This window comes from Corynebacterium striatum, assembly GCF_016728105.1.
Taxonomy (GTDB): domain Bacteria; phylum Actinomycetota; class Actinomycetes; order Mycobacteriales; family Mycobacteriaceae; genus Corynebacterium; species Corynebacterium striatum.
Map to the genome: position 1 here is coordinate 1,782,400 of NZ_CP068158.1, position 24,444 is coordinate 1,806,843.

20 protein-coding genes are annotated in these 24,444 nt (G+C 59.0%); 15 read left to right on the forward strand and 5 right to left on the reverse strand.

Going from position 1 to position 24,444, the window contains the following annotated elements; all coding sequences use genetic code 11:
- Window positions 1-29 precede the first annotated feature (29 nt).
- Window positions 30-1,577, forward strand: a complete 1,548-nt coding sequence (gene glpK, locus I6I72_RS08450; RefSeq protein ID WP_049064276.1) for a glycerol kinase GlpK — start codon at window positions 30-32, stop codon at window positions 1,575-1,577.
- Between the two features lie 114 nt (window positions 1,578-1,691).
- Window positions 1,692-2,528, forward strand: a complete 837-nt coding sequence (locus I6I72_RS08455; protein WP_049146781.1) for an HAD family hydrolase — start codon at window positions 1,692-1,694, stop codon at window positions 2,526-2,528.
- Between the two features lie 79 nt (window positions 2,529-2,607).
- Here the strand turns inward: I6I72_RS08455 and I6I72_RS08460 are convergent, their stop codons facing one another.
- Window positions 2,608-4,704, reverse strand: a complete 2,097-nt coding sequence (locus I6I72_RS08460; protein WP_049146782.1) for an N-acetylmuramoyl-L-alanine amidase — start codon at window positions 4,702-4,704, stop codon at window positions 2,608-2,610.
- A 295-nt stretch (window positions 4,705-4,999) separates the two neighbouring features.
- Between I6I72_RS08460 and glf the strand changes: the two genes are divergently transcribed.
- The 9 genes from glf (at window position 5,000) to I6I72_RS08500 (ending at window position 11,495) form a co-directional block, all read left to right on the forward strand.
- Entirely contained in the window at window positions 5,000-6,196 is a 1,197-nt protein-coding gene (gene glf / locus I6I72_RS08465) for a UDP-galactopyranose mutase (RefSeq protein WP_049146784.1), read from the forward strand.
- A 59-nt stretch (window positions 6,197-6,255) separates the two neighbouring features.
- Window positions 6,256-6,666 (forward strand): hypothetical protein, encoded by a 411-nt coding sequence (locus I6I72_RS08470; protein WP_152908287.1) that lies wholly within the window; start codon window positions 6,256-6,258, stop codon window positions 6,664-6,666.
- 102 nt (window positions 6,667-6,768) lie between these two features.
- A complete protein-coding gene (locus tag I6I72_RS08475) occupies window positions 6,769-8,493 on the forward strand; it encodes a carbon starvation CstA family protein (protein WP_049146785.1) in 1,725 nt (574 codons plus the stop codon).
- 6 nt (window positions 8,494-8,499) lie between these two features.
- Window positions 8,500-8,742, forward strand: coding sequence for a cory-CC-star protein (locus I6I72_RS08480; protein ID WP_005529463.1), 243 nt, complete (start codon window positions 8,500-8,502; stop codon window positions 8,740-8,742).
- Window positions 8,736-9,635, forward strand: a complete 900-nt coding sequence (locus I6I72_RS08485) for an ArsA family ATPase (RefSeq protein WP_005529464.1) — start codon at window positions 8,736-8,738, stop codon at window positions 9,633-9,635. The genes I6I72_RS08480 and I6I72_RS08485 overlap by 7 nt, the downstream gene beginning before the upstream one ends.
- A 165-nt stretch (window positions 9,636-9,800) precedes the next feature.
- On the forward strand, window positions 9,801-9,971 hold the full coding sequence (locus I6I72_RS13710) for a hypothetical protein (RefSeq protein ID WP_160313770.1): 171 nt from the start codon (window positions 9,801-9,803) through the stop codon (window positions 9,969-9,971).
- A 6-nt stretch (window positions 9,972-9,977) separates the two neighbouring features.
- Window positions 9,978-10,388 (forward strand): hypothetical protein, encoded by a 411-nt coding sequence (locus tag I6I72_RS08490; RefSeq protein WP_236592608.1) that lies wholly within the window; start codon window positions 9,978-9,980, stop codon window positions 10,386-10,388.
- Between the two features lie 168 nt (window positions 10,389-10,556).
- The gene (locus I6I72_RS08495) at window positions 10,557-10,760 is read left to right on the forward strand and encodes a hypothetical protein (RefSeq protein ID WP_005529467.1); all 204 of its coding nucleotides are present in this window, start codon (window positions 10,557-10,559) and stop codon (window positions 10,758-10,760) included.
- 522 nt (window positions 10,761-11,282) lie between these two features.
- Window positions 11,283-11,495, forward strand: coding sequence for a hypothetical protein (locus I6I72_RS08500; RefSeq protein ID WP_005529469.1), 213 nt, complete (start codon window positions 11,283-11,285; stop codon window positions 11,493-11,495).
- On the opposite strand, the gene I6I72_RS08505 is transcribed toward I6I72_RS08500, so the two are convergent.
- The 4 genes from I6I72_RS08505 to I6I72_RS08520 are packed head-to-tail and all read right to left on the reverse strand — an operon-like array spanning window position 11,492 to window position 19,593.
- Entirely contained in the window at window positions 11,492-14,692 is a 3,201-nt protein-coding gene (locus I6I72_RS08505; RefSeq protein WP_049146790.1) for a type I restriction endonuclease subunit R, read from the reverse strand. The two genes, I6I72_RS08500 and I6I72_RS08505, sit on opposite strands and share 4 nt — an antisense overlap.
- Window positions 14,693-14,727: 35 nt before the next feature.
- Window positions 14,728-15,912 (reverse strand): restriction endonuclease subunit S domain-containing protein, encoded by a 1,185-nt coding sequence (locus I6I72_RS08510; protein WP_065420839.1) that lies wholly within the window; start codon window positions 15,910-15,912, stop codon window positions 14,728-14,730.
- Between the two features lies 1 nt (window position 15,913).
- Complete coding sequence (locus I6I72_RS08515) at window positions 15,914-17,545, reverse strand: class I SAM-dependent DNA methyltransferase (RefSeq protein ID WP_049063245.1); 1,632 nt, start codon at window positions 17,543-17,545, stop codon at window positions 15,914-15,916.
- Window positions 17,546-17,598: 53 nt separating this feature from the next.
- The gene (locus I6I72_RS08520; protein WP_049063243.1) at window positions 17,599-19,593 is read right to left on the reverse strand and encodes a hypothetical protein; all 1,995 of its coding nucleotides are present in this window, start codon (window positions 19,591-19,593) and stop codon (window positions 17,599-17,601) included.
- Between the two features lie 500 nt (window positions 19,594-20,093).
- Between I6I72_RS08520 and I6I72_RS08525 the strand changes: the two genes are divergently transcribed.
- The 4 genes from I6I72_RS08525 (at window position 20,094) to I6I72_RS08540 (ending at window position 24,425) form a co-directional block, all read left to right on the forward strand.
- A complete protein-coding gene (locus tag I6I72_RS08525) occupies window positions 20,094-20,636 on the forward strand; it encodes a three-helix bundle dimerization domain-containing protein (protein ID WP_049062251.1) in 543 nt (180 codons plus the stop codon).
- 300 nt (window positions 20,637-20,936) lie between these two features.
- Window positions 20,937-22,916, forward strand: coding sequence for a glycosyltransferase (locus tag I6I72_RS08530; protein WP_049146796.1), 1,980 nt, complete (start codon window positions 20,937-20,939; stop codon window positions 22,914-22,916).
- Window positions 22,906-23,433, forward strand: a complete 528-nt coding sequence (locus I6I72_RS08535; RefSeq protein ID WP_049062253.1) for a phosphatase PAP2 family protein — start codon at window positions 22,906-22,908, stop codon at window positions 23,431-23,433. The genes I6I72_RS08530 and I6I72_RS08535 overlap by 11 nt, the downstream gene beginning before the upstream one ends.
- Complete coding sequence (locus tag I6I72_RS08540) at window positions 23,430-24,425, forward strand: decaprenyl-phosphate phosphoribosyltransferase (protein WP_049146797.1); 996 nt, start codon at window positions 23,430-23,432, stop codon at window positions 24,423-24,425. The genes I6I72_RS08535 and I6I72_RS08540 overlap by 4 nt, the downstream gene beginning before the upstream one ends.
- Window positions 24,426-24,444 lie beyond the last annotated feature (19 nt).

Genomic DNA, 24,444 nt, shown 5'->3' on the forward strand with positions numbered 1-24,444 from the left:
ATCTTTAGAAATACGCAAGGAGTAAACCCATGAGCGAAAACAAGTTCGTAGCAGCAATCGACCAGGGCACTACGTCCACCCGCTGCATCATTTTCAACCACGACGGCGAGCAGGTCGCTGTCGGCCAGTTCGAGCACGAGCAGATCTTCCCGGAAAAGGGCTGGGTTGAACACGACCCGAAGGAAATCTGGGACAACACCCGCCGTGCTGTCGGCGAGGCTTTGGCCAACGGCGACGTCGCCGTCGAGTCAATCGTTGCGCTCGGCATCACCAACCAGCGCGAGACCACCGTTGTGTGGGATAAAAACACTGGTGAACCGGTCTACAACGCCATTGTCTGGCAGGACACCCGCACCACCCAGATCTGCAAGGAGCTGGCGGGGGAAGAGGGCCCGGACAAGTGGCGTCGCCGCACCGGCCTGGTCATCAACTCCTACCCGGCAGGCCCAAAGGTCAAATGGATCCTCGATAACGTCGAGGGTGCGCGCGAGCGCGCCGAGGCTGGTGACTTGCTCTTCGGCACCATCGATACCTGGCTGCTGTGGAACCTCACCGGCGGTGCTGAGGGCGATGGCGATGAGCCAGCTCTGCACGCAACCGACGTCACTAATGCGTCCCGTACCCTCTTGATGGACATCGAGACTCTCAAGTGGGACGAGGAACTGTGCAAGGAGATGGGAATTCCTACCTCCATGCTGCCGGAGATTCGCCCGTCTCTGAGCGACTTCCGCACCGTGCGTTCCCGCGGTTCGCTGGCGGGCGTTCCGATTCACGCCATCCTCGGTGACCAGCAGGCAGCTATGTTCGGCCAGGGCTGCTTCCGCCCAGGTTCTGCAAAGAACACCTACGGCACCGGCCTGTTCCTCCTGCTCAATACCGGTACCACTCCGAAGTTTTCCGAGAATGGCCTGCTGACCACGGTTTGCTTCCAGCGTGAAGGTGAGAGGCCGGTCTACGCACTCGAAGGTTCCGTCTCCATGGGTGGCTCCCTGGTTCAGTGGCTGCGTGACAACCTGCAGATGATTCCTAACGCTGCGTCCATTGAGAACATGGCTCGTTCCGTGAAAGACAACGGCGGCGTCTACTTTGTTCCTGCCTTTTCTGGTCTGTTCGCACCGTACTGGCGTCCGGATGCACGCGGTGTCATCGTTGGCCTGACCCGCTTTGCAAATCGCAACCACATTGCACGTGCGGTCCTGGAGGCGACTGCCTACCAGACCCGTGACGTGGCAGATGCCATGGTCGCTGACTCCGGCGTGGAGATTACCGAGCTGCGCGTGGATGGCGGCATGACCCACAACGAGCTGCTGATGCAGTTCCAGGCCGACATCCTCGGCGTGGAGGTCCACCGTCCGAAGAACGTGGAGACAACTGCAACAGGTGCGGCCTTCGCGGCTGGCCTGCAGGCCGGTTACTTCGAGGACCTGAAGATCCTGGACACCGGCGCCGGCGAGTTCAAGGTCTGGAAGCCGCAGATGGAAGAGGAAGAGCGCGCTGGCCTCTACAGCGAGTGGAAGCGCGCCATCAAGCGCTCCCTCGACTGGGAGGACTCTGACGAGGATGACACGATCCAGTAGTCGCAGCTAAGTACTGAAACTGCTGACTGTAGTTAGAACAAAAACCTTCCGTGGCTCCACATCTTAAGATGTGGAGCCACGTCCTAAGCTGTGGGGCCACGTAGACTATGAGGCATGGTCCATCCCCAGTCGGCACCGCGCCTTATCGCCAGTGACATTGATGGAACTCTGTTGGACAGGAATCACCGTGTCACGCGGCGCAACCGTGAAGCAATCGCCCGCGCAGTTAGTGCGGGTGCCTACTTTGCGCTTTCGACTGGGCGGCCTTTCCGCTGGATTGCGCCCGTTCTTGAACAGCTCACCGTGCGCCCTGTATGCGTGACGTCGAATGGCGCCGTGATTTATGATTCCGCCGCCGATACGATCCTCAGCGCACATGAATTACAGCCCGCCGCCATCAGTGAGGTTATCGCCGTGGCCCAAGAAGCCTTGGCGCCTTATGGGGGAGTGGGGTTTGGTGCCGAGCGCACCGGTTCCTCGTTGGCGGACCCAGTCGAAGAGCTCTTTGTGGTGGAGCCCCACTATTCAGAGAATGCGCTCTTTGACGGATTCGGCCTCGTAAGCATCGACGAGCTTGCCTCCCAGCCCGCGGTAAAACTGTTGGTCCGCAACACTCACTACACCGCCCCTGAGCTGTATTCACTCATCGCACCACGGGTTGACCCGACGGTTGCGCATGTCACCTACTCGATGAACGAAGGCATCCTCGAAGTTGCAGCGCCGAATGTAACCAAGCGCAAAGGGGTGGAGTGGCTCGCCGAGCGTTTTGGTGTGGACCGTGAGGACATCATCGCGTTCGGGGATATGCCCAACGACATTGAGATGCTCTCCTGGGTGGGTCACGGCGTGGCGATGGATAATGCGCATCCCTACGTCAAAGAGGCCGCAGATGCAGTGACCGTGGCCAACCACCAATCCGGCGTCGCCAAAGTCTTGGAGCAGTGGTTCTAGACCGATATCAAAAGGAGCCGTCTCCTCCTCAACTCCGGTGAGGTAGGAGGACGGCTCTTTCTATGCTGTCTGCGGCGCCTTAGTTGGTGAAGACGTTAATCTTCTCAGTCGCAGGGTCGTACTGAATGTAGCCGCCCTGGAAGTTGACGCGGATCTCGCGACCGTTGCCGGTGGAAATCTCATCAGTCGTCGGCAGTCCGAGCTTGGTGGAGTTGTCGTTCTCAGCCCAAGTCTTAGCGACCTTGCCCACCAGCGCGTGGGTGCCGGTTTCCTTGGAGGAGAGCACCACGCCGTTTTCGAAGAGCTGCGAGACAACGCCAGCGTTGACATCTGGGCCGCCTACTGCCAAACCGAGAACCGGTCCGAAGGCATTCAAGATGGCGGTCCAAGACTTCTGGAGACCTGGGTTGCCGGAGAGCTGGACGACCTTGTTGACCACAGTCGGAACCTCAGCGGCGGTGAGACCGCCGACGACTTTCTGACCGCCATCAATGCTTGTGCCTGAACGCCTGAGCAGGACGGCAACCAATGCAGCGGCAATGCCTGCGACGGCCTGGATGACGGCGACCGGAATCTGTGTGCCGCCAAGGGAAGACTGGACGCCGGCTGCCGGCGGCGGGGTGTTGCCGCCAGTATTGCCGCCAGCGTTGCCGGTGCCAGGGGTGACCCAGGAGCCGTTACCGGAAGAGCCGCTCTTTACAGCCTGGTACTTCTTGTAAGTCGCATTACGGATCTCATTCCAGTGCTGAACGGTGTAGTTGCCTGGACAAGTGTGATAGTGCAGGTCGCGGTGTCCGTGGAAGACTGGAACGTGAGCTATCTGTCCCGCGGCAAACTTGGAGCCGCTGAAACCGCCGGAGCGTAGGTCCGCGTAACCGCGAGGGTCGATGTTGGAGATAGCGGCCTTCCAGCCAGCGATCTCAGCCACGGAGTTGAGAATTGCCTGGGTTGGTTCAGCCTGATCGTAGTTACCAATCATGGAGATACCCCAGGTGTTCGAGTTGAAACCACCGACATGTGCGCCCTGGACAGCCTTGTCGAGTCCGCCGTAGCGGCCCTCATAGATGGTGCCGAACTTGTCCACGAGGACGTTGTATCCGATGTCGCACCAGCCGAGGTTCACGGCGTGGTACTGGTAGATGCCGCGCATCTGTGCAGCCGCGTCAGCCTTGGTGTAGTTGTTGTTGCCCGCGGTGTGGTGCAGGGTCATGGCCTTGACGCCGTTGTCGTAGGTCGGGCCCATGCAACGCTTGGACTCGTCAGCACCCCAGCCCGCGCGGGAGACAACCTTCGGCATGCCGTCGGTAACGGCGGTCTGCTCGATAGCCTCGCCAGCTTGTGCGTTGCCGTCGATGAAGACAGCTTCCATGCCCTCGACGCTGGTGTTAGCAGCGTCGGCCGGCTGCTCTGCCGGTTGGTCTGCCGGTTGCTCGGGGCTTTCGGCACCGAGCTCCTCGACGTCAGCTACAGGAGCGATGGCACCAACGTTGTATGGCAGCGGAGCCGGACGAGGGTTGGCGGCCTGCTCTGCGGCTTGTTCGGCTGCCTGGTCGAGAACGGAAGTCTCGGAAGGTGCGGCCTCAGAAGGTGCCGCTTCGGAAGGTGCAGCAGATTCGGTTGGAAGGGACTCCGCGGCACCCGGCTCCACCTCGGTCTCCTTGAAGCTCTCATCCAGGTTGGAACCAGAGACGAGATCCACATTGCTGATGGAAACCTGCACGTCGTTGGTGGTTCCGGTGTAGATCAGCTCGGTGCCGTTGACGGCGTTGGGGTCGTCGTTGTTGTAGCTCAACGAATCCATGTCGTACCACTGCGTCCACGAGCCGTCGGCCTGCTTCGCACGCACGAATGCTGCCACGTCGCGGGGGCCCTTCCAGGTCACGGCGAACATAGAGAAAGGCTCGTCGCGGTGGAACTGCTTCACGGCGCGGGGGCCGTCGCCCTCGCCCTGTGCGGAGATGGCGGCGTCTTCGACAATGACGGTCTCGCCATCGCCAAAGCTGGTCGAGGCCGAGGAAACGTCAATTGGGCCGGAGCCGTTTTCCTGCGTGCGCAGGACCTGATTGCTGCCGAAGGCAGCGGCCGCGACCATGGAGATCGAGGTGACTGCGGCGATGAGCGGCGTGGACCACTTCGACTTGGTGGGAACAATGCGGCGTCGTAGTCGTAATTGCACGTTTTCTCCCTAGGGTTTTGCGTAGCGTGTGTGGACTGCACGTGATGGATGCTCACGCACCGGGAGCGCTTAGCGCACTACGCGGGGAAAGCTGGAAATGGCAGTTAACCAGTGCAGGAGGTTTCGACAGCTAAAACCGCATACAAAAGTTAACAGTTGGGCAAGATGTTACTTCTGTTATTGCTGTGAGTTTTGTTGCGACACGCGTTGAGAGTGTATTCTTGGGAAGACTTCTAATGCGTGTTATCTGGGTGTCCTCCGCGGTAGTAGGCGGGATCTGCAATAAGGTGGTGGCATGACTTCTTATGACCTCATCGTTGTTGGATCTGGATTCTTCGGCTTGACCGTGGCCGAGCGCGCTGCCTCGCAGCTGGGCAAGAAGGTGCTCATCGTCGAGCGCCGTAACCACCTAGGCGGAAACGCCTACTCCGAGGCCGAGCCAGAGACCGGCATCGAGGTGCACAAGTACGGTGCGCACCTGTTCCACACTTCTAACGAGCGCGTGTGGAACTACGTCAATCAGTTCACTGATTTCACCGACTACCAGCACCGCGTGTTCGCCATGCACGATGGCACCGCTTACCAGTTCCCGATGGGGCTGGGCCTTATCAATCAGTTCTTTGGCAAGTACTACTCGCCGGATGAGGCACGTCAGCTCATCAAGGATCAGGCAGGCGAGTTCGATGTCGATGAGGCACAGAACCTGGAAGAAAAGGCCATCGCACTGATCGGCCGTCCGCTGTACGAGGCTTTCATCCGCGACTACACCGCTAAGCAGTGGCAGACTGACCCGAAGGAGCTGCCGGCCGGCAACATCACCCGCTTGCCGGTTCGCTACACCTTCAACAACCGCTATTTCAATGACACCTACGAGGGCCTGCCAGTAGACGGTTACGCGGCATGGCTGGAGAACATGGCAGACCACGAGCTTATCGACGTCCAGCTGGACACCGATTGGTTCGAGGTTCGCGAACAAGTTCGCGAAGAGAACCCGGATGCACCGGTTGTTTACACCGGCCCGCTGGATCGTTACTTCGATTTCGCGGAAGGCGAGCTGGGCTGGCGCACCCTGGACTTTGATCTTGAGGTCTTGCCGACCGGTGACTTCCAAGGCACCCCGGTGATGAACTACAACGATGCTGACGTTGACTACACCCGCATCCACGAGTTCCGCCACTTCCACCCGGAGCGGCAGGACAAGTACCCGAAGGATAAGACCGTCATCATGAAGGAGTACTCGCGCTTCGCTGAGTCGGGCGACGAGCCTTACTACCCAATCAACACTCCAGAGGATCGCACCAAGCTCGAGGCTTATCGACGCCGCGCTGCGGCCGAGGCGAAGGAGAACCAGGTTCTCTTTGGCGGCCGCCTGGGCACCTACCAGTACCTCGACATGCACATGGCGATCGCCTCTGCGCTGAGCATGTTTGACAACAAGCTGGCTCCGTTCTGGAACGAGGGCAAGGTGCTCGAACAGGAGCGCGGCCACTAAGTCTCCTCTGCTGAGGTCGCGAAGCTTCAACCTTAAACGCTGCTCATATCACTCAACACGTGCACGTGTTGAGTGATGCGCCGTTTCGAGCGCAGTTAGTCGTTCTGAACTGCGGGGATAAACACACGCACGGCGGGGCACTTCATCGTGGAACCGGCTATATCGAAATCCTCGATCAACTCCAGCGGCATTTACTGCCGCCGCCAGAACCGCGTGACTCTCTGACGGCTTTTGAACTTGTCTTCCCGCGATGCGACGAGGGCGGAGAGGGCTGTTGCGAGCGGGGGAAGTCTCGGGGCGCTGTGATCGACTATGTGCAGGAACATGTGACGGGATCGAGTCGTGAGATCGCGGCGGCGGGCATGTCGGTGGGCGGTATTCATCGTGTGCTCAACGAGATGATGGAAGCTGGCGAACTTGTATGCACCGAGCCTTTGCGCAGTCCGAAACAACGGTATCGGTTCGCGTGATGGGTAGAAAATACCCCCATCACTCACGCGCGATGGCACCCCATCTCGTGATGTGTCATAATCCTCCCAATTAATGTGAACCGCAGCACACGGAGGATTGGTATGAACTCTCTCATCCTTATGGCCATCGGTCTTTCGATGATGGCCGTTGGCTACTTCTTGTACTCAAAATTTTTAGGTTCAAGAATCTATAGACTCTCCGATAGCTATAAGACGCCTGCCCACACCATGGAGGACGGCGTCGACTACGTGCCGACGAATAAGTACGTGCTTTGGGGCCACCACTTCACTTCGGTCGCGGGTGCGGCGCCCATCATCGGCCCTGCCGTCGCCGTTATTTGGGGCTGGTTACCGGCCTTCCTGTGGGTGACCATCGGCACCGTCTTCATGGCGGGTATGCATGACCTCGGCGCGCTGTGGGCTTCCCAGCGCCACCGCGGCCAGTCCATCGGTACGCTCTCCGGGCGCTACATCGGTGCGCGTGGCCGCAACCTCTTCCTGGTCGTCATCTTCCTCCTCCTGCTCATGGTGAACACCGCCTTCGGCGTGGTCATCTCCAATTTGCTGGTTTCGACGCCGACCTCCGTCATCCCGACGTGGGGCGCCATCATCGTCGCGCTCCTCGTGGGCCAAGCCATCTACCGTCTCAAGTGGTCGCTGCCGCTCGTTTCTGTTGTGGGCGTCGTTGCGCTCTACACGCTCATGATCATCGGTGATCGTTTCCCCATCGTGCTGCCGGAGACCGTTCTCGGCATCCCGGCGAACGGCGTGTGGATCATCGTTCTGTTCGTCTACGCGTTTATCGCCTCGCTGCTGCCGGTGTGGATGCTGCTTCAGCCGCGCGACTACATCAACGGCCTACAGTTGTTCATCGGCCTGGGCATTCTCTACGCTTCCTTCCTCTTCACCGCGCCCGACGTCGTCGCACCGGCGTTGCGCGACAACCTGCCGGCGGAAACGCCCGGTATCTTCCCGCTGCTCTTCGTTACCATCGCCTGCGGCGCAATTTCCGGCTTCCACGGCATGGTTGCCTCCGGCACGTCGTCGAAGCAGCTCGATAAGGAGACCGACGCTCGCTTTGTTGGTTACTTCGGTGCCGTCGGCGAGGGCCTTCTTGCACTGGGCACCATTATCGCCACGACCTCCGGTTTCAAGACGCTCGCCGACTGGGAGCAGATCTACTCCGAGTGGAACGCCGGCGGTGTGTCCGCCTTCGTTGAGGGCGGCGGCAACCTCATTAACGAGGGCCTGGGTATTTCCACCTCGTTGTCCGCAACCATTCTTGCGACCATGGCCGTCCTCTTTGCGGCGACGACAATGGACTCCGGCGTGCGCCTCCAGCGCTTCGTCGTCCAGGAGATCGGCGAGATCATGGGCTTCAAGATTGGCGCCCTCGGCGCAACGTCCATCGCGGTGGGCATCGCTTTCGCCCTCACCTTCTCGCAGGGCGCGGACGGTTCCGGCGGCATGACGATCTGGCCGCTTTTCGGTACTACAAACCAGCTTATGGCGGGTCTTTCGCTCGCCGTCATCATGGTCATTCTCACGCACCTGCGCCGCCCCACGTGGCCGGTTGCCATCCCGCTCATCTTCGTTACCGCGATGTCTCTGTGGGCTGCAGTCAAGCAGCTAGGCACGCTGTGGGCTGCCCAGAACTGGCTGCTCTTCGCTATGGACGTCGTCATCGTTGTTGCTGCGGTGTGGGTCATCGTCGAGGTTATCGGCGCCGTCTCTGCGGCACGCAAGGCCCCGCCCGTCGAGTGGGGTGACGAGGATACGGACGCGCCGAACCCGGTGCGTCAGTCTGCCGACGTCCCTGTGGCCTAAGTCTCTATGAGCCTCACCAGTCTGCTCAAAGAGTTCTACGCCGCGCCGTACCGGCGCGAGTTCGCCCGGGCGCGCCGGGACGAGGACGACTTCTTTCGTCTCATCGTCCTCTCCGAGGCGCTGGGCATCCCGAATCCGGCGAGCTTTTACACGATTGAGTTGCTCCCGGTTATCTACGAAGACCTACATGAATGGCATACACGCATGGGCATCGATCGCTCGCCGATTGAGGGGTTGAGCTGTTGCTAACGTTCTTTGGTGGCAAGGGTGGTGTGGGGAAAACCACGTTGTCGAATGCCTACGCGCTGGGCCGCTCGAAGCAGGAACGCGTCCTCGTTGTCTCCACCGATCCTGCCCATAATCTGGGCCACCTGTGGCATCAGGAGATCGGTCCGCAACCTGTGACGGTGCGCGAGAACCTCGACCTCGTGGAGCTGGACCCGGAGAAGGCGACCCACGCTCACCTCGCGCAGGCGGGGGAGACCATGCGCGCCCACATGCCGGAGCGCCTCCATAAGGAAGTTGATAAGCATCTGGAGCTTGCCGCAGCCTCCCCGGGCACGCATGAAGCTGCGCTCCTCGAGCAGATGGCCGTCCTTATCGAGGGCCACGAGGGTGCCTACGATCACATTATCTTTGATACCGCTCCGTCCGGGCATACCGCGCGTCTCATGGCGTTGCCCGAGCTCATGAGCGCGTGGACGGATGGTCTCCTCAAGCGCCGCGATAAAGCGGATAAGTTCGCGGACGTCGTCGGCTCGCTCGGTGGCGAGACCAAGTCACAGCGCCGTGACGCGGAGTTGCGTTCCATCCTTTATCGCCGCCGCACGCGCTTCGAGCATCTCCGTAACGCGCTGCGGTCCTCGACCTTCAATATCGTGCTCACGGCCGAGCGCCTGCCGGTCATGGAGACCATTGAGCTTTACACGGAGCTCGCCGAGCATCGCATACCGGTGGGAGAGTTGTTCATTAACCGCCGATCTCCGGCGGCGCTGCCTGGCCGGCGCGCGGTGGAGGAAGCAGCGCTTGCGACGCTATGCGCGGCGCTGCCTGGCGTGCCTGTCACTGAGCTTCCGCTGCTTGATTATGAAGTTGGTTCGCCCGAGGCGCTTGAGGAGGTAGCGACCTACCTGCAGCGATAGCTCAAACTTTCATCACGCGAATTGCTGGGTTGGTTCCCACTATTTGACCGCGCCCACTACTCTTGCTCTGGTTAACTCTAGGTTAACGAATAGAGAACGCAGAGTTGTGCTCTCGCAATAGACACGAAGGTGAGTGGGTGAATAATCAGGCTGAATATCCAGAATGTGCTCGATACCCTGCGCAAGGACCTTCACGAGTCCCACGGCCATAGCTTCTCTGCAGGGGAGATTGACTCGAAGCCGGATGAGGTTATCGCTGGCCACCTCAAGGGCGAGACGCTCGACGAGTTCGTCCTGGTCATGGTCGAGCGCGAGCACTCCGAATACTTTGGTTAGCACTGCGTGCACGTCCGCTTCGCGTCTGGCGAGGATCCGTCACTGGCTGCCGCTGCTGTCGCGCTCACCAAGAAGCGTGCGCGCGATGCACTGTACGTCGATGCTGCTGCCACGCACTCGGAGAACCTCTCGGATTCCCACTTGGCGCATGTCCTCGGAGAGCGTGGCTTGGGCGAGGACCCGGCCCGCTACCTCGATGAGGTGTGCACCGTCGCCATGCCGGATTACATCGTCTACCTTGGCTGCGACCTTGAGCGCGACGAGGCTGGCAAGGACATCAAGATCTGGGACATCGAGCCCACCACCACCGTCGAGGAAACCCGCGAACTCGCAGACGGCCTAGACTCTCGCGTGCTCTACGTGCTGGGCAAGCTCGGCATCGAGCCGATTTCCGAGGAAGCTCCCGTTAACGTCTAGGGAATGCAGTGCAGTATCTCGCTGTCCGATGGGCAGCGGGATTTTCGATCTTATGTTCGATTTTTGGCGACGGAGTCCGCCTGGAATCCGCTGTCATGTCGGTACCCCCGTGCAAAATCTAGGGCACAATATTTGTTAGAGAGCCTATCCGCGGGAAGGAGAGAAGCAATGTCAGCACCTATCATCCGTCGCTTGACGAAAAGCGAGGCTGCGGCCGAGCTCAAGGAACTCGAATCCGAGATCGTGGGAGATCCGGAAGAGTTTGAAGAGCGTGCCTATAACTATGATCTGTCGCCGACTGAGATGGGTTTGTGGGAGCGCATCTCTGAGCTTCGTTGGTTGATTAAGGCTGCCGGTGGAAGCGGCCGATAAGCTCGAACCAGTTGTGCGGGCTTTTCACAAGGAAATTGAACAGTCCCTCTCGTTCTTTTCGTCGACGAGCCCCAGTTTTGTCTTTACTGACCTTGACCGGAACATATCTGTGCGTCTTGACGAGGAAGAAAACGGTAGGCCGGGTATCGTCCCGCTCACGTCTTCGGCTACGTCGTCCTCGGGATAAAACCAGAATTTAAATGTACCTGGGATGACAGCCTTTCGTTTCCTGCTATCGATCAATCAAGTTTTGCGATCTATCCTTACGCAAACACGCAGAGGCCTCCACTTTTCCGGTTGAATACGATCGTGATCGGGGCCGTAAGAACCCGAGCGCACATTTTCATGTCCACGCTCATCGCGATGAGTTCACCCATTTGATGGGGTTTAGCGAGAAGCTCAACACGAAAAAGAACAAGAAAGTCCGCGAATTCCTTAAGAAGGCGCCCGCGATTTCTTCTTTTCATTTCACGAATGGGGGGGCACCGCTTTCGGCCCATTCTGGAAGACGTACTTGAGAGCTTGCGTCTCGAGTTCAACCTCGATGTGGACAACGCATTGTGGCAGGAACACCTCAAAACCGTGCGGCTCAAATGGCATTCGATCCAAACTGCCGCCGTTGTACGCGATAACCCAGCTGCTGCAGTGAAGGCTCTGCAGGAAGAATATGGATTGAAGGTCCCCGCTGAATGGGATTGCCCGCCAGCGAGGATCGACAAGATTAACCGAAGCTAGTCTTCATCGCGAGAAAGCTCTGAATACCTCGGCGCGAATTTCTCCATCTGTTCAATGACAAGCTTGATGGCCTCCGGCGCCTTGTCCGGTGGATACTTGTAGTCGCGTAGCAATCTGCGGACCGAGCGGCGTAGTTTCGCACGTACGTCATCGCGTACTGTCCAGTCGGTCTTCGCATCGCGACGCAGCATGGAAACGAGCTGGCGTGCAATTTCAGCAAGAACTTCGTCGTCCATGAGCTCGGTTGCGGATTCGTTTGTCGACACCGCGTCGAAGAAGGTGAGCTCGTCATTGCCTAGTGGCGGGGTGAATTGTTCACCGCGTTTGCTTTCCTTGACAATCTCCTTGGACAGGCGGATGAGTTCGGCGATGATTTCAGCGGCCGTGAGCTGCTGATTGGTGTACCGATTCATCAGCTCGGTGATCCGCTCGGAGAACTGCTTGGAGCGCAGCTCGTTGTTTCCTGTGGCGGTGCGGGCTTCCTGCTGGAGCTGGCGGCGCAACGCATCGATCAGCAACGAGACCTCAGAGGGGGATTGTTTGTCCTTGAACAGGTCGACGGTGAGATCCTGCAAGTTCGGAATCTCAATCCCGGCCTGGCGGTAGATGTCGATGACACCGGTGGCCTCAGCCGAATCAACGACCAACTTGCCTAGGGCGTTGCGGATGGAGTCGCTAATCGGCTCGCCATTGGCCACGCGGTCGCCCGCATCGAGCTTGATGAGCCAGTTCTTGACCTCGGAATAGAACTGCACGCTCGGACGGAATTCATCGGCGGCCGGGCTGTTGGACGCAAGCGCCCATGCACGTGCGAGCCTTCCTGCCTGACGCTTGAACTCGTCCGCGACGGGACGCGCATTTGGCTTCTCGGGGTCGTAGTTGCCTTCGGTTCTTGGATTGCGAAGGAAACCAGTGACATCGAGCAGGGCACGACGAAGGTTGGCGTCATCGATGAAAGCGGTGTTCTTCCATTCGATTCCCACAATGTCGTCGAGACGAGCCAGGAATCCCTTCGCCAGAGTTAGTGCTTCCTCAACGTCCTGGCCTGTGACCTTGGTTCCGTCGTCGGAAGGGTTAAGGGTGAACTCCGCAAGAGCTTTCTCCAGGTTCTCCACCAGCGGAGCATAGGCGACAAGGAGGCCATCCTGCTTGTTTCGGAACGTGCGGTTCACACGGGCGAGGGTCTGCATGAGCAGTGCACTCTTGAGTGAACGGTCAATGTAGAGCGTGTGCAGGGGCGGTGCGTCGAAGCCGGTGAGCATCATTGATTGGACGATGGCGATTTCCAGCTCGTCGTCGACGTCCTTGATGCGGTTCTTCACTGCCTTGAGCGCGCTCGGGCGGCGCATGTGGACCTTGAGCTCATCCGGGTCGGACGGCGCGGCAGAGTAGATCACCTTGATCTTGCCCTTGTCATCGGCATCCGAATGCCACTCAGGGCGCAGCGCCACGATCTTGGAGTAGAGGCGCGCCGCAATGGAACGCGTGGCGGTGACAATCATCGCTTTGCCCGGTGCACCGATGAATTCCCGCATGTTTTCGCGCCGGTCTTCCCAGTGGCGAACAAAGTCCTCAGCGAGCGCATCCAAGCGGTCGTCGGAACCGTAAATGATTTCCAACGCGGCGACGGAGCGCTGAATCCGGTCGCGCTCCACCTCGTCGAGACCCGTGAGCACTTCCTCGGCAGAGTCATCAATATCGTCATCCGTGATTCCAGCAATGCGCTTGAGTGGGATGAGGCGCGGCTCGAAGTAGACGGGCACCACGGCACCATCTTCGACGGCGCGGTTCATGTCGTAGACATCCACGTCGTCACCGAAGACCTTGCGCGTATCGCGGTCCCACTCCTTGAGCGGGGTACCGGTAAACGCCAGCATGGTGGCATTCGGCAACGCATTGCGCAGGTGCTGTGCGTAACCATCAGCGGCGGTATCGCCAAAGCCATAGTGGGAACGGTGTGCCTCGTCGACGATGACCACGATGTTGCTCCGGTCAGAGAGCAACGGGTGCTCGGTCTCACGCAACTCACCCTGGCCGTTCAAGCCAAACTTCTGGAGGGTAGAGAAGTAGATGCCACCGGAGGTTTTCTGCGACAGCAGCTCACGCAACTCAGCACGCGACTCGATATTGCGCGGTGCCTCCGGCAGGATGGTGGACCGGTTGAAGGTCTCGAAGAGCTGCTCATCTAGCTCGGTACGGTCATTGAGCACAATGACGGTCGGGCTGAGCATCTCGGACCGGCGCATAATCTTGGCGGTGTAGAGTTCCATCTCCATGGACTTGCCGGCACCCGTCGTGTGCCAGATGACGCCAGCGCGCTTGTCGCCGCGCGCCGCCGTGATCGTGGAACCCACAGCCTTGGTCACCGCGAAGTACTGGTGCGGCTTCGCGATGCGCATGACTAGCCCCTCGGCCGTGTCATCGAACGCCGTGAAGTCGCTGTAGAGCTGCCCAAAACGCTCCACATTAAACAGACCATCAAGCAACAGGTCCAGTTGCGTGACCGGCTCGCCGGCCACAACCATGTTGTCGGATGGGACAGGACGGCCGTCCTCATTCACGTTCCACGGTGCGAAGTGGTTCCACGGAGTAAACGGCGTGCCGTACTTGGCGCTGAGGTCATCCGAAGGAATCACAATATTGGCAAAGCGGAAGGCCATGCCGAATTCCTTGACGTACGTCTGCAGCTGATTGTGGGCGCCTTCGATTGAGGTATTCGCGCCCGTCTTCTTCAGCTCGATGAATGCCAGCGGCATGCCGTTGACGTAGCAGACCACATCGAAGCGACGTTCCCCATCAAGGTTTGCAACGGTGACCTGGTTGAGCGACAAATAGTCGTTCATGTGCGGCTGTGAGGACAGGAAGACGATGGTCGGGTTCTGGATATTGCCCTCGTGGTCGATGTACTCGATACCGCGATAGCCTTCCACCAGAATCTGGTGAATGCGTCGGTTCTCCGCAATCGCGGACTGCGACTTCGGCGTGATGACCTCACCAATCGCCTGGTCGAGGTACTCCTCCGGTACGCCCGGGTTGAGGTTGCGCACGGCATTGCGCAGACGCCCGCGCAGCACGATGTCATTCCACGTGTCGCGCTCGCCGGAGCCCGGCGCAAAGTCCGGGCCATGCCCAGACACCCACTCCAGTTCCGCCAGGTGGTCCTGAACGATGAGTTCGAGGGATTCTTCGCTCAACATGAGCTTCTCCTTAGGAGTTGTAGGGGTAGGGTTGCTTAGCTTTCCGACGCCGCCGTGTCCGCAACGTCCGCAGCCTCCTCCGCTTCACCGACCGTGATGCGGCCGCTCATGAGGAGGGGAAGGAGTTCGTCGCGGGTTCGGGCGAGGACGTGGTTTTCATGTATAAGGGCATTGCACTTTGGAATGAGTACATCCATTAGTTTGCCAAGCTCAATCGACTTCGGGTCATCGGGATCAGGGATAGCGCAGCTTGCGATATCAGCCCATTTTGCTCGGGGCATTCGAGTACCGTTTGAATTCTGCGTCGCAATAGCGACGGTTTCCTCGGCACTCATTGCTGCCAGTAATAAGCCTCGATAAGAGTCTTCGCGAGGACGGACAACGAGAACGTCGGTGGAACAATAGCCGCCGATTGGAGCAACACCTACCTTATGGAAGTAGGGGCGCAACTTGCCGAAGAGTACATCGCCTACCAGGAATGATGACTTCGCAGAGGTAGCTTCGGGTACCTGCGTATGGCGTGAGATCCAAATTTGTTTTGAGTCGAAGTGCTCGAGATTGATAAGAGCCTTTGATTCATCCATTTCTTCTGGTTTGACATTCTTCTTAACCAGTTCGCCGATGCTCTCAATTGCGTGATTGCTAGATTTCGGAATTGCTGTGTATAGATTTTTGACGAGCTCGTTAGCCGTTGCGAGTACGCGAACATTCGCTGTGATTTTGTCGTCGAGAGCCCGGAGCGGAGCAGATATGGATTGCTGTTGTCGTACCGAAAAATCGGGCAGTTCCAGTTGCTCCAGCATTCCTTTCGTGAGAGCAGCTCGTGAAGCTCCAGATGATGCGAGCATCAATAAGTGCTGTTTTACCTCGGGGGAATACAACCAGTACATAAGCCAGTAAGGGTCGAGCTGGTCTGGATTTGCTCGGATGATAGCGACGTGTTGATTGACGCGGGCTTGCTGTCGACGGTTCCAGATTGCGACTCTTGCCGTTGAGTCACCGGTGATATTTAAGAGCACATCATTGAGGTGGACACTGACACCTTCCATCGCTTGAGCTTGTTCTTCAGAGATAAAGGCTAGGCCTGATTCGTGGAATGACAGATCTATTATGTTCTGGGAGCGAATAATCGGAATTCCGGAGTCGATGTAGGCGCTCTTGCCGCCACGAGGTGTCGAGCCTGAGCCAATTTTGGTAGTCAGTTCTTTCAGGTTGGGCATGTTACTTCAACCTCCCCAGCTGTTCGCGCACAACCTTGTCTAGGCGGGCGGCGTCGTCAAGCGCGGCGGTGAGCTCGTTGGTGAGTCGGGTGATTTTCTCGTTGATGGGCTCGTCGTCTTCTTCGACCTCGGCGAAGCCGACGTAGCGGCCGGGGGTCATGGCGAAGTCGGCGTTGCGGATGTCGTCGAGGGAGGCGGACTTGCAGAAGCCGGCGATGTCCTCGTAGGCCTCGTCCTTCGGTGCGGAGGTGCGGCCGCGCCACAGGCGGAAGGTGTCGGCGATCTTCTGGATGTCGTCGTCGCTGAAGGTGCGTTCCGTGCGGTCAATCATGTGGCCGAGCTCGCGGGCATCGATGAAAAGCACCTGGTTGGTGCGGTCGATGGTGCCCTTGGAACCGGCCTTCTTGTCTTTGGCGAAGAACCAGACGCAGACCGGAATCTGCGTGCCGCGGAAGAGCTGTGCAGGAAGTGCGATGACGCAAGAGACGATGTCGTCTTCGACCATAGCCTTGCGGATATCGCCTTCACCGGAGGAGTTCGACGTCATCGTGCCGTTGGCCATGACGACGCCGGCCTCACCCTGAGAGGTGAGCTTGGAAATGATGTGCTGCATCCACGCGAAGTTTGCATTGCGCTTGGGCGGGACGCCGTACTTCCAACGGGAGTCCTCCTCGTTTCGCGACCAATCCTTGATGTTGAACGGTGGGTTGGCCATGACGTAGTCCATCTGCTTGTCCGGATGGATGTCACGGGCGAAGGTGTCGGCCCAGCGCTCACCCAAGCCAGCAGAGCTAATGGCGTGGATGGCCAGGTTCATCTTGGCCATGCGCCAGGTGCGCTCATTGAGCTCCTGACCGTAGATGGCCAGAGCAGTGCGGTCTTTCTCCGTGGTTTCGAGGAACTTCTCTGCCTGCACGAACATGCCGCCTGAACCACAGCACGGGTCGTAGACGCGACCCTGGGTCGGCTCCAGGATTTCTACGAGGGTACGTACGACAGGGCGGGGAGTGTAAAACTCGCCGCCACGCTTGCCCTCAGCACGGGCGAACTTCTCCAGGAAGTACTCGTAGACCTCACCCAGCAAATCGCGTGCGCGTTCTGGCCCCTCCGCGGTGAAACGCGTGGTGCTGAACAAGTCGATGAGTTCGCCCAAACGACGCTGGTCAACGCTTTCCGAGGCGAAGTTCGTGGGCAGGGTACCTAACAGTGACTCATTGTCCAGCATGAGCTGTTTCATCGCGTTATCGATGAGCTTGCCGATGGACTGGTACTCCTGGCCGGCGTCGGCCGACTTGCCCTTCGAGTTGTCACGCAGGAAGGTCCAACGAGCGATGGGGTCGACCCAGAAAACGTTCTTCTCACGGTAAGCGTCGATATCCTCCAGGTCTTCCTGGATGTACTCTTCGCTATCGCCGCGCTCCTCGCCTTCGGCACGCAGCTCCGCGCGACGGGCATCGAAAGCATCAGTGACGTATTTGAGGAACACCAGTCCTAGGACGATGTCCTTGTACTGGGAGGCGTCCATGGAGCCGCGCAGCTTGTCTGCTGCCTTCCATAAGGTGTCCTTGAGCTCTTTGAGGGTGGTGGCGGAGGCAGGCTCTACGTTCTGCTCATCCTTGACTGAGTTAGTCATTTTTTCTCCTTACATATAACGGTGTTTGTGTGTTTGAATGTTGAACTCTGTTATTAGCCTGGTGGGGATTGTGCACGAGATTCAGCGATGGTGACAGCACCGGTACCTATCGACATGACGAGGCCGTGCTCAAGTTCATCGAGGCTATGTAACTGTTCTAAGAGCTGCTGGCGTCGTGCGCGGAGCTGGTGCTCGACTGAGCAGAGGTGCTGCGCATTCTTGCGAGGCAATACGGGGAAGTACACCGATCCCAACTCGGAGGAGACAGCTTCGTTGATAGCCTTCTCTACGAGGTAGGGAATGCAGACCTGTTCCAAGGGCGTGTGGCTGCGTCCACGGAAAGTGCGGCATCGTAGTGCTTGAGCCGGTGCAGTGACTAGCTTGCCGCCTTCCTCATCGATGAGCGCGCGTGGTCTGGGGCTCTTGATGAAGACCACGTCCCCTGGTTCTGTGAGGGTGCCGCGCGGTGCAATGTCCTCCAACCGGAGACGATCGATGCAACGTGCGCCCTGTGGAATGCTCCCCAGAATTTCGGGTTCACCGATGAGTTCCAGTTTTGCTACTGCTTCGGGGGCGAGATCACGTTCGGCAATGCGGGAGCCGCTGAGTTTCTGCAGCACCCCAGTGCGAGCGTTGGTCGCGGCCTTCCACGGTAGGTACTCAAGGCGCGTTGCCCCCGATTCAGCGCGCATACCAATCTTTGGCTGCGCGTCCTCCAACCCTGCTGAACTGATGTCTAACCCTGCCTGATGCGCGGTGTGCATGAGATCGGCGGCGGAAGACGTCGACGTAGAAGAAAAGACCGAGTCATCGAGAGAATGAGTACGACTGCGCCAGGCATCAGCGGCGCGAAGAATACGACCGCGGACAAAGGTGTGCTTGCGTGCTTCATCCGGTGTGGTGAGCATGGTTGCCCAGTCAGAGACGAGACCGGGTGTCTTAAGGTCCGGCACGTCAGCGATAACGGCAGCAGCATCGGCAGGGTTGCCTATGGCCTCGCGATTAGGGCGCTTGAGAATCCATAGTGCGCCCTGCTGCTGTCCGCGGTCCGGAAAAATGCCTCGGGGCAGCCGTGCACTGTAACGCAGTGGTGCAATCGCGCCGGTTTCAGTCGGTGCGAGGAAACGCCGTCGGACGACCTCCGCTAAAGAGTCCTCGATAAGCATGTCTGCGGTGGAAATACAGAACATTGCGCCGCGTTCGTCCAAGTTGTCGAGCAAGTCCTGGAGGTGCTCGAAGTATTCGGTCGCATTTTTGAGAGGGGAAGGAGCGCCGAGGACGATGAGAGAATTTGTCGGGATCTCCTCGCTAGCGTCGATGAATTCCACGTTTCGGCACGCTAGTTCGGCCCAATAGAGAGAGTCTGGTGCGCAGTCCTTGCGATATCCGATGTTGAGCGCCAGCGTTTCTTCGAGTTCCCGGGCGAGTCCAGTGACGAAACCTAGGCTGTATTCATCAGTAGGGATGATAGGTGGAGTTGGGTTTTCTAGCGTGAGGGCTTCCGATACTGCTTGCATAGCGCGGGAAGTAAAACGGGAAGAGAGTGTTACCTGGCGCTGAGCACTGAGGTCATCTGCAAGACGGGCGAGCGCGGTCGCGGGCCCGAAAGCTGCCTCGGCTACCTGCTCTGCTGCTTGTGCGATGTCAGCTTCAGAGGCATCAGAAGGAATGTTGTCTGCTGCGCGCTGGTACGCCGCGGTAAGAGAGTCGATTACTGCAGCAGAGGGCGAAAAATCCTGAGGGGAGGAAGCCGTGTTGCAGTTCAAAAGGCCCAACGCCGCGCGTGCCGGATTGCGGAGCAGCATTCGGTAGAGCGAAGAATAAAAGAGGGCATCTTCAACGGCTGTGTCGCGGCGGCCGAGCTTAGTTGCTCGCAGCCAATCTTGAATTTCGGTGATGGCGTAGTAGGGGTGGCCATCATGTTCTCCGCAAGGGGAGGGGAAGGGCGCGATGGATTCTGAGTTAAAGCGCTGAATCCACTCGTTGACCGCGGGGCGCGTAACGCCGGTCAGCCGGGCGACATCGGCGAGTGTCAGTGTTGCGGTCACTTGAGGCCTCCTTTCATAGGGTAGTGATGGGGAACAAGGGCGAGCGGTCATCGCTGATCGCTCTGTCCAATACGTTAAATGAACTCGATTAAAGTACCCAGCTTTTAGTCTGTTAATTATCCTGAAGGGGGCTTAAGGCCGATTAATTAATAATGAAAGAGTGTTGCCCAAGAGTGGTTTGGTTTTCGCGGGGATCGGGCTTCAAAGTCGACATGTGCATGGCTATCGTCTCCGCGCTGAGCATGTTCGACAACAAGCTGGCTCCGTTCTGGAACGAGGGCAAGGCGCTTGAGCAGGAGCGCGGCCACTAAAACAGCTTGCCTGCTTCAATCCCCGCCGACGAGGAGCTTTGAATCTTCTTCGGCGGGCTTTTTGTGTCTGTACGCCGGCGCTTTGCCGGTTTACGCGTGTCGCGAGTCGGTGTTGAAACCGGTGGCAAATCTCCGTAAGGTTAACATTAGGTTAACAAACAGAGAACAGAAAGTAATTGGGTGAGTGCCATGACGCATCTCAATGATCACCGCCTCGCGACCCTGCGCCAGGACCTCCACGACCTGTACGGCAACACTCACGCTGCCGCGGAAATCGACGCCGAGGTAGACGCGGCAATCGCGCGCCATACTGCCGGTGCAACGGTCGAAGAATTCATCCCTGTTCTGGTTGAACGCGAGGTAAAGGAATACTTCGGCGGGCACCGCATCCATGTCCGTTTCTCTGCTGGCACCAACCACGCCCTTGCGGAGAAGGTTGTTGAATTGACCAAGGAACAGGCCGGCGACGCCTTGCTTGCCGACGCCGCTCATTTCCACACCGAGGTTGATCCCAACAACCGCATGGTCAGCATGCCTGACTTCATCGTGTACCTAGGCCGCGAGATCCCACGCGACGAAGCAGGCAAGGACATCAAGATTTGGGATATCGCTGCGGCCAATACGCCAGAGGAAGAGCGCGAACTTATCGATGACCTCGGCGCCCGCGTGCTTTACATGTTGGGCAAGCTGGGCATCGAGCCAGTAGGCGATAAGGCCCCTGTCGAGGCCTAATCTCCCAACTAGAAGCGATAGGTCGAGTGCCTCCGATTCTTCGCGCAGAGTTGATTCATCCGAGGGCGAAAGCAGATGACCTTCATCGAAAGATAGAAGGCTCTGCTTTTTAATAGATGGAGAATGCGAGCGCATTTATGGCCTTTTCGGTGCGGATTAATCGTCGTGCTCACGGCCAGATTGTGTTAAATGCGCGTCACTGCAGCCATGAATCCGTGTGGGAGCGAGGTTATCGGCCACAAACCACTAGGCTGTTTGACTGAATATTGTCATAAAACCGTTTGGAGAATCGAAGTAATCGTGACTGCCAACAATTCCTCCGCCAGCGCCGCTGGCAGCGAAACCCGCGTTTTCGAACCTGTTCAGCGAATCTTGCTGCCCAAGCGCGGCGAGCCTTTTGACGTCCGGATGCTCTATCTCATCGAGTCTGAGCAAAACCGCGAGCGCCTGAGCTGGACCAACCGCACCGCGGTGACGATTCCAGCGGGTGAAGAGGCTTCTTTCGAGACCTACTTCAACGCTTTCCCTGCCTCCTACTGGCGCCGCTGGTCCCAGCTGAAGTCCATCGTGCTCTCCCTCGAACTCGAAGGCCAAGCCAACGTCTCCATTTATCGCTCCAAGCAGGATGGTCAGCGCATCTCCGTGGCCAACCACCTGGTCGGCAGCGGTCACCACGACTTCGAACTGCCGCTGAAGAACTTCGAAGACGGCGGCTGGCTGTGGTTCGACATCACCGCAGAGAAGGAAACCGTCCTTTCTAATGCGGCATGGTGCGCTCCACATGAACCAGGCCCGCAGATTATGCCGGACGGTACGGAGATCCCGGCGTCGGAAAAGCGCGTTGCCGTGGGCATTCCTACCTTCAACCGCCCAACCGACGCCGTCGCAGCGCTGCAGGCTCTCGCCGAGGACCCAGTGGTCGACGGCATCATTGACTACGTTCTCATGCCGGACCAGGGCAACCAGCACCCAGCAGACGAGCCAGGCTACGAGCAGGCCGTCGAGCACTTCGGCCCGCGCTTCCGCGAGTTCCGTCAGGGCAACCTGGGCGGCTCCGGCGGCTACTCCCGCATCATGTACGAGGCGTTGGAGAACACCGATTCCCCGTTCATCCTCTACATGGATGATGACATCGCCATCGAACCGGACTCCATCCTGCGCGCAGTGCAGGCCGCGCGATACGCCGCCAAGCCGATCATCGTTGGCGGCCAGATGCTGAACCTGCAGGAGCGCTCCCAGCTGCGCACCACTGGCGAGCAGGTCAACAAACACGTCTTCATGTGGGGCGGGGCCCCGCACGCGGTCTACGACCACGACTTCGCCAAGTACCCATTGCGCGCTATTGGTGACGCCCAGTCGCACCTCGACCCACGCAAGTACGACTCCCGTGCTCTCCATCGCCGCGTCGATGTCGAATACAACGGCTGGTGGATGTGCCTCTTCCCGCGCGTCGTAGCTGAGACCAACGGCCAGCCGCTACCACTGTTTATCAAGTGGGATGACACCGAGTACTCCCTGCGCGCAGCCGCTAACGGCTTCCCAACTGTCACCTGGCCGGGGGCCGCAATCTGGCACATGGCGTGGGCGGACAAGGACGACGCCATCGACTGGCAGGCGTACTTCCACCTGCGCAACCGCCTCATCGTCGCTGCGATGTACCACGACGGCGACGTCAAGGGCATTACGAAGTCCATCTTCAAGTCCACCCTCAAGCACACGATGTGCATGGAGTACTCCACCATGGCTATCCAGCTGGAAGCTATGAAGGACTTCCTCGCCGGCCCGGATCACCTCTTCGACATCCTGGAATCCTCCCTGCCGCGCATCGCGGAAATCCGCAAGAACTACTCCGATGCCGTCATCATCGAATCCGCCGACCAACTGCCGGCTCCGACCGGCGCGCCGGGCGTGCCGACCCGCAACATCGGCGGCCGCCTCGGCAAGGTCAAGAAGCTGCCATGGCTGCTCAAATCCGCGAAGCACCTTGTCACCAAGGAAGACCGCGCGCACCACGAGGCGCCGCAGCTCAACCTCACCCCCGACGAGGCGCGCTGGTTCACTCTGTCCCGCGTGGACTCCGCAACAGTTTCCACCGCCGGCGGTACCGGCGTGGCCTTCCGCAAACGCGACCGCGATCTGGCCACCGACCTCGTCAAGCAGACCCGCGGCCTGCTCAAGGAGATCGAGGAGAACTTCGATGATCTGAAGTCGCAGTATCGCGCCGCGATGCCGGAGCTGACTTCCCGCGAATCCTGGAGGAAGGTATTCGATGCCCAGTAAGCTTTCTGTAGCTGAATCACACGTTCTGGAAAGCATCCAGAACGCAGCTTTCGACGTCCCTGGAGTTGTACCTGCCGCCCGCGGCTTGAGCCACCTTGGCGAGCACGCCCTCGGCTGGATGGGTGCTTCCGCAGTGATGTACGCGGTCAACCATGATGACAAGGCGCGGCGTCGCCAGTGGGCATACGTAGGCGCGGGTGCATTTACAGCCCACGCGGCGAGCGTTGTAATCAAGCGCATCGTGCGCCGCAAGCGCCCTGACTACCCCTACGTTCGCGTCGGCGTGGGCACCCCGTCCAAGCTGTCGTTTCCGTCCTCGCACTCGACGTCGACAACCGCGTTCCTCGTGGGCGTCGCACACCTAACCGGCAATCCGTTGCCGCTCCTTGGTGTGCCTGTGATGATGGCTTCGCGTATGGTGCTCGGAGTGCATTACCCAACGGATACCGCGGTTGGAGCTGCGATCGGTGCAGTCACCGCAGAGGCATTAACCCGCTATGAAAGGAAGACCGCGTGAGCGAGACACACCACGAAGACGGTTCGCAGCGGGTATTCCACTCTGAACCGCATACCTCAGGCATCGACACCGGCCGCAAGCGTAAGCCGCCGAAGAACCTCGTCGACGGAATGATCAAGGCGCTGCGCCCAAAGCAGTGGGTTAAAAACGTCCTCGTCCTCGCCGCTCCAGCAGCAGCGGGTGCGGACGCACTGTTCCATTCGCGCGTGCTTCTCGACGTCCTCCTTGCCTTCATCGTCTTCTGCATGGGCGCGTCCTCGATTTACCTCATCAATGACGCTCGCGACGTCGAGGCTGACCGGGCTCACCCGACCAAGCGCTTCCGTCCCATCGCGGCCGGCGTGCTGCCGGTGGGCCTGGCGTATGCGATGGCAGCGCTGCTCATTGTCGGTTCCATCGGCTTGTCCTTCTTGGCCACCGCTGGCCCACAGCTGGCAATCGTGATGGCTGTGTACATCGCTTTGCAGCTGGGCTACTGCTTTGGCTGGAAGCACATGCCGGTCATCGACATCGCGCTGGTTTCCTCCGGCTTCATGTTGCGCACCATGGCTGGTGGCGTGGCAGCGGGCATCGTGCTTTCCCAATGGTTCCTGTTGGTTGCGGCATTCGGTTCGCTGTTCATGGCTTCCGGTAAGCGTTACTCGGAGATTCTTTTGGCCGAGCACACTGGTGCGAAGATCCGCAAGTCCCTTGAGGGCTACACGCCGACCTACCTACGCTTCGTCTGGACCCTTGCGGCTACCGCTTTGGTCATGTCCTACTCGCTATGGGGCTTCCAGCTTTCCAACGCCGCTGATGGCCCAGCTGGCGTCTGGTACCAGGTTTCGATGGTTCCATTTACGATTGCCGTGCTGCGCTATGCTGCCGACGTCGACCGCGGCAATGGCGGCGCACCTGATGAGATCGCGCTCGAGGATCGTGCCTTGCAAGTACTCGCCCTTTTGTGGCTGGCTTGTATCGCAATGGCGGTTTATATTATCCCAGTGTTTTAACGCCGTGAGCGCCGCGAAT

What these genes read in the sequence shown, in the direction of transcription:
- glf (WP_049146784.1), top strand. Translation starts at nt 5,000, where the DNA reads ATGACTTCTTATGACCTCATCGTTGTTGGATCTGGATTCTTCGGCTTG.
- I6I72_RS08475 (WP_049146785.1), top strand. Translation starts at nt 6,769, where the DNA reads ATGAACTCTCTCATCCTTATGGCCATCGGTCTTTCGATGATGGCCGTT.
- glpK (WP_049064276.1), top strand. Translation starts at nt 30, where the DNA reads ATGAGCGAAAACAAGTTCGTAGCAGCAATCGACCAGGGCACTACGTCC.
- I6I72_RS08455 (WP_049146781.1), top strand. Translation starts at nt 1,692, where the DNA reads ATGGTCCATCCCCAGTCGGCACCGCGCCTTATCGCCAGTGACATTGAT.
- I6I72_RS08510 (WP_065420839.1), bottom strand. Translation starts at nt 15,912, where the DNA reads ATGCCCAACCTGAAAGAACTGACTACCAAAATTGGCTCAGGCTCGACA.
- I6I72_RS08525 (WP_049062251.1), top strand. Translation starts at nt 20,094, where the DNA reads ATGACGCATCTCAATGATCACCGCCTCGCGACCCTGCGCCAGGACCTC.
- I6I72_RS08495 (WP_005529467.1), top strand. Translation starts at nt 10,557, where the DNA reads ATGTCAGCACCTATCATCCGTCGCTTGACGAAAAGCGAGGCTGCGGCC.
- I6I72_RS08480 (WP_005529463.1), top strand. Translation starts at nt 8,500, where the DNA reads ATGAGCCTCACCAGTCTGCTCAAAGAGTTCTACGCCGCGCCGTACCGG.
- I6I72_RS08535 (WP_049062253.1), top strand. Translation starts at nt 22,906, where the DNA reads ATGCCCAGTAAGCTTTCTGTAGCTGAATCACACGTTCTGGAAAGCATC.
- I6I72_RS08515 (WP_049063245.1), bottom strand. Translation starts at nt 17,545, where the DNA reads ATGACTAACTCAGTCAAGGATGAGCAGAACGTAGAGCCTGCCTCCGCC.
- I6I72_RS08505 (WP_049146790.1), bottom strand. Translation starts at nt 14,692, where the DNA reads ATGTTGAGCGAAGAATCCCTCGAACTCATCGTTCAGGACCACCTGGCG.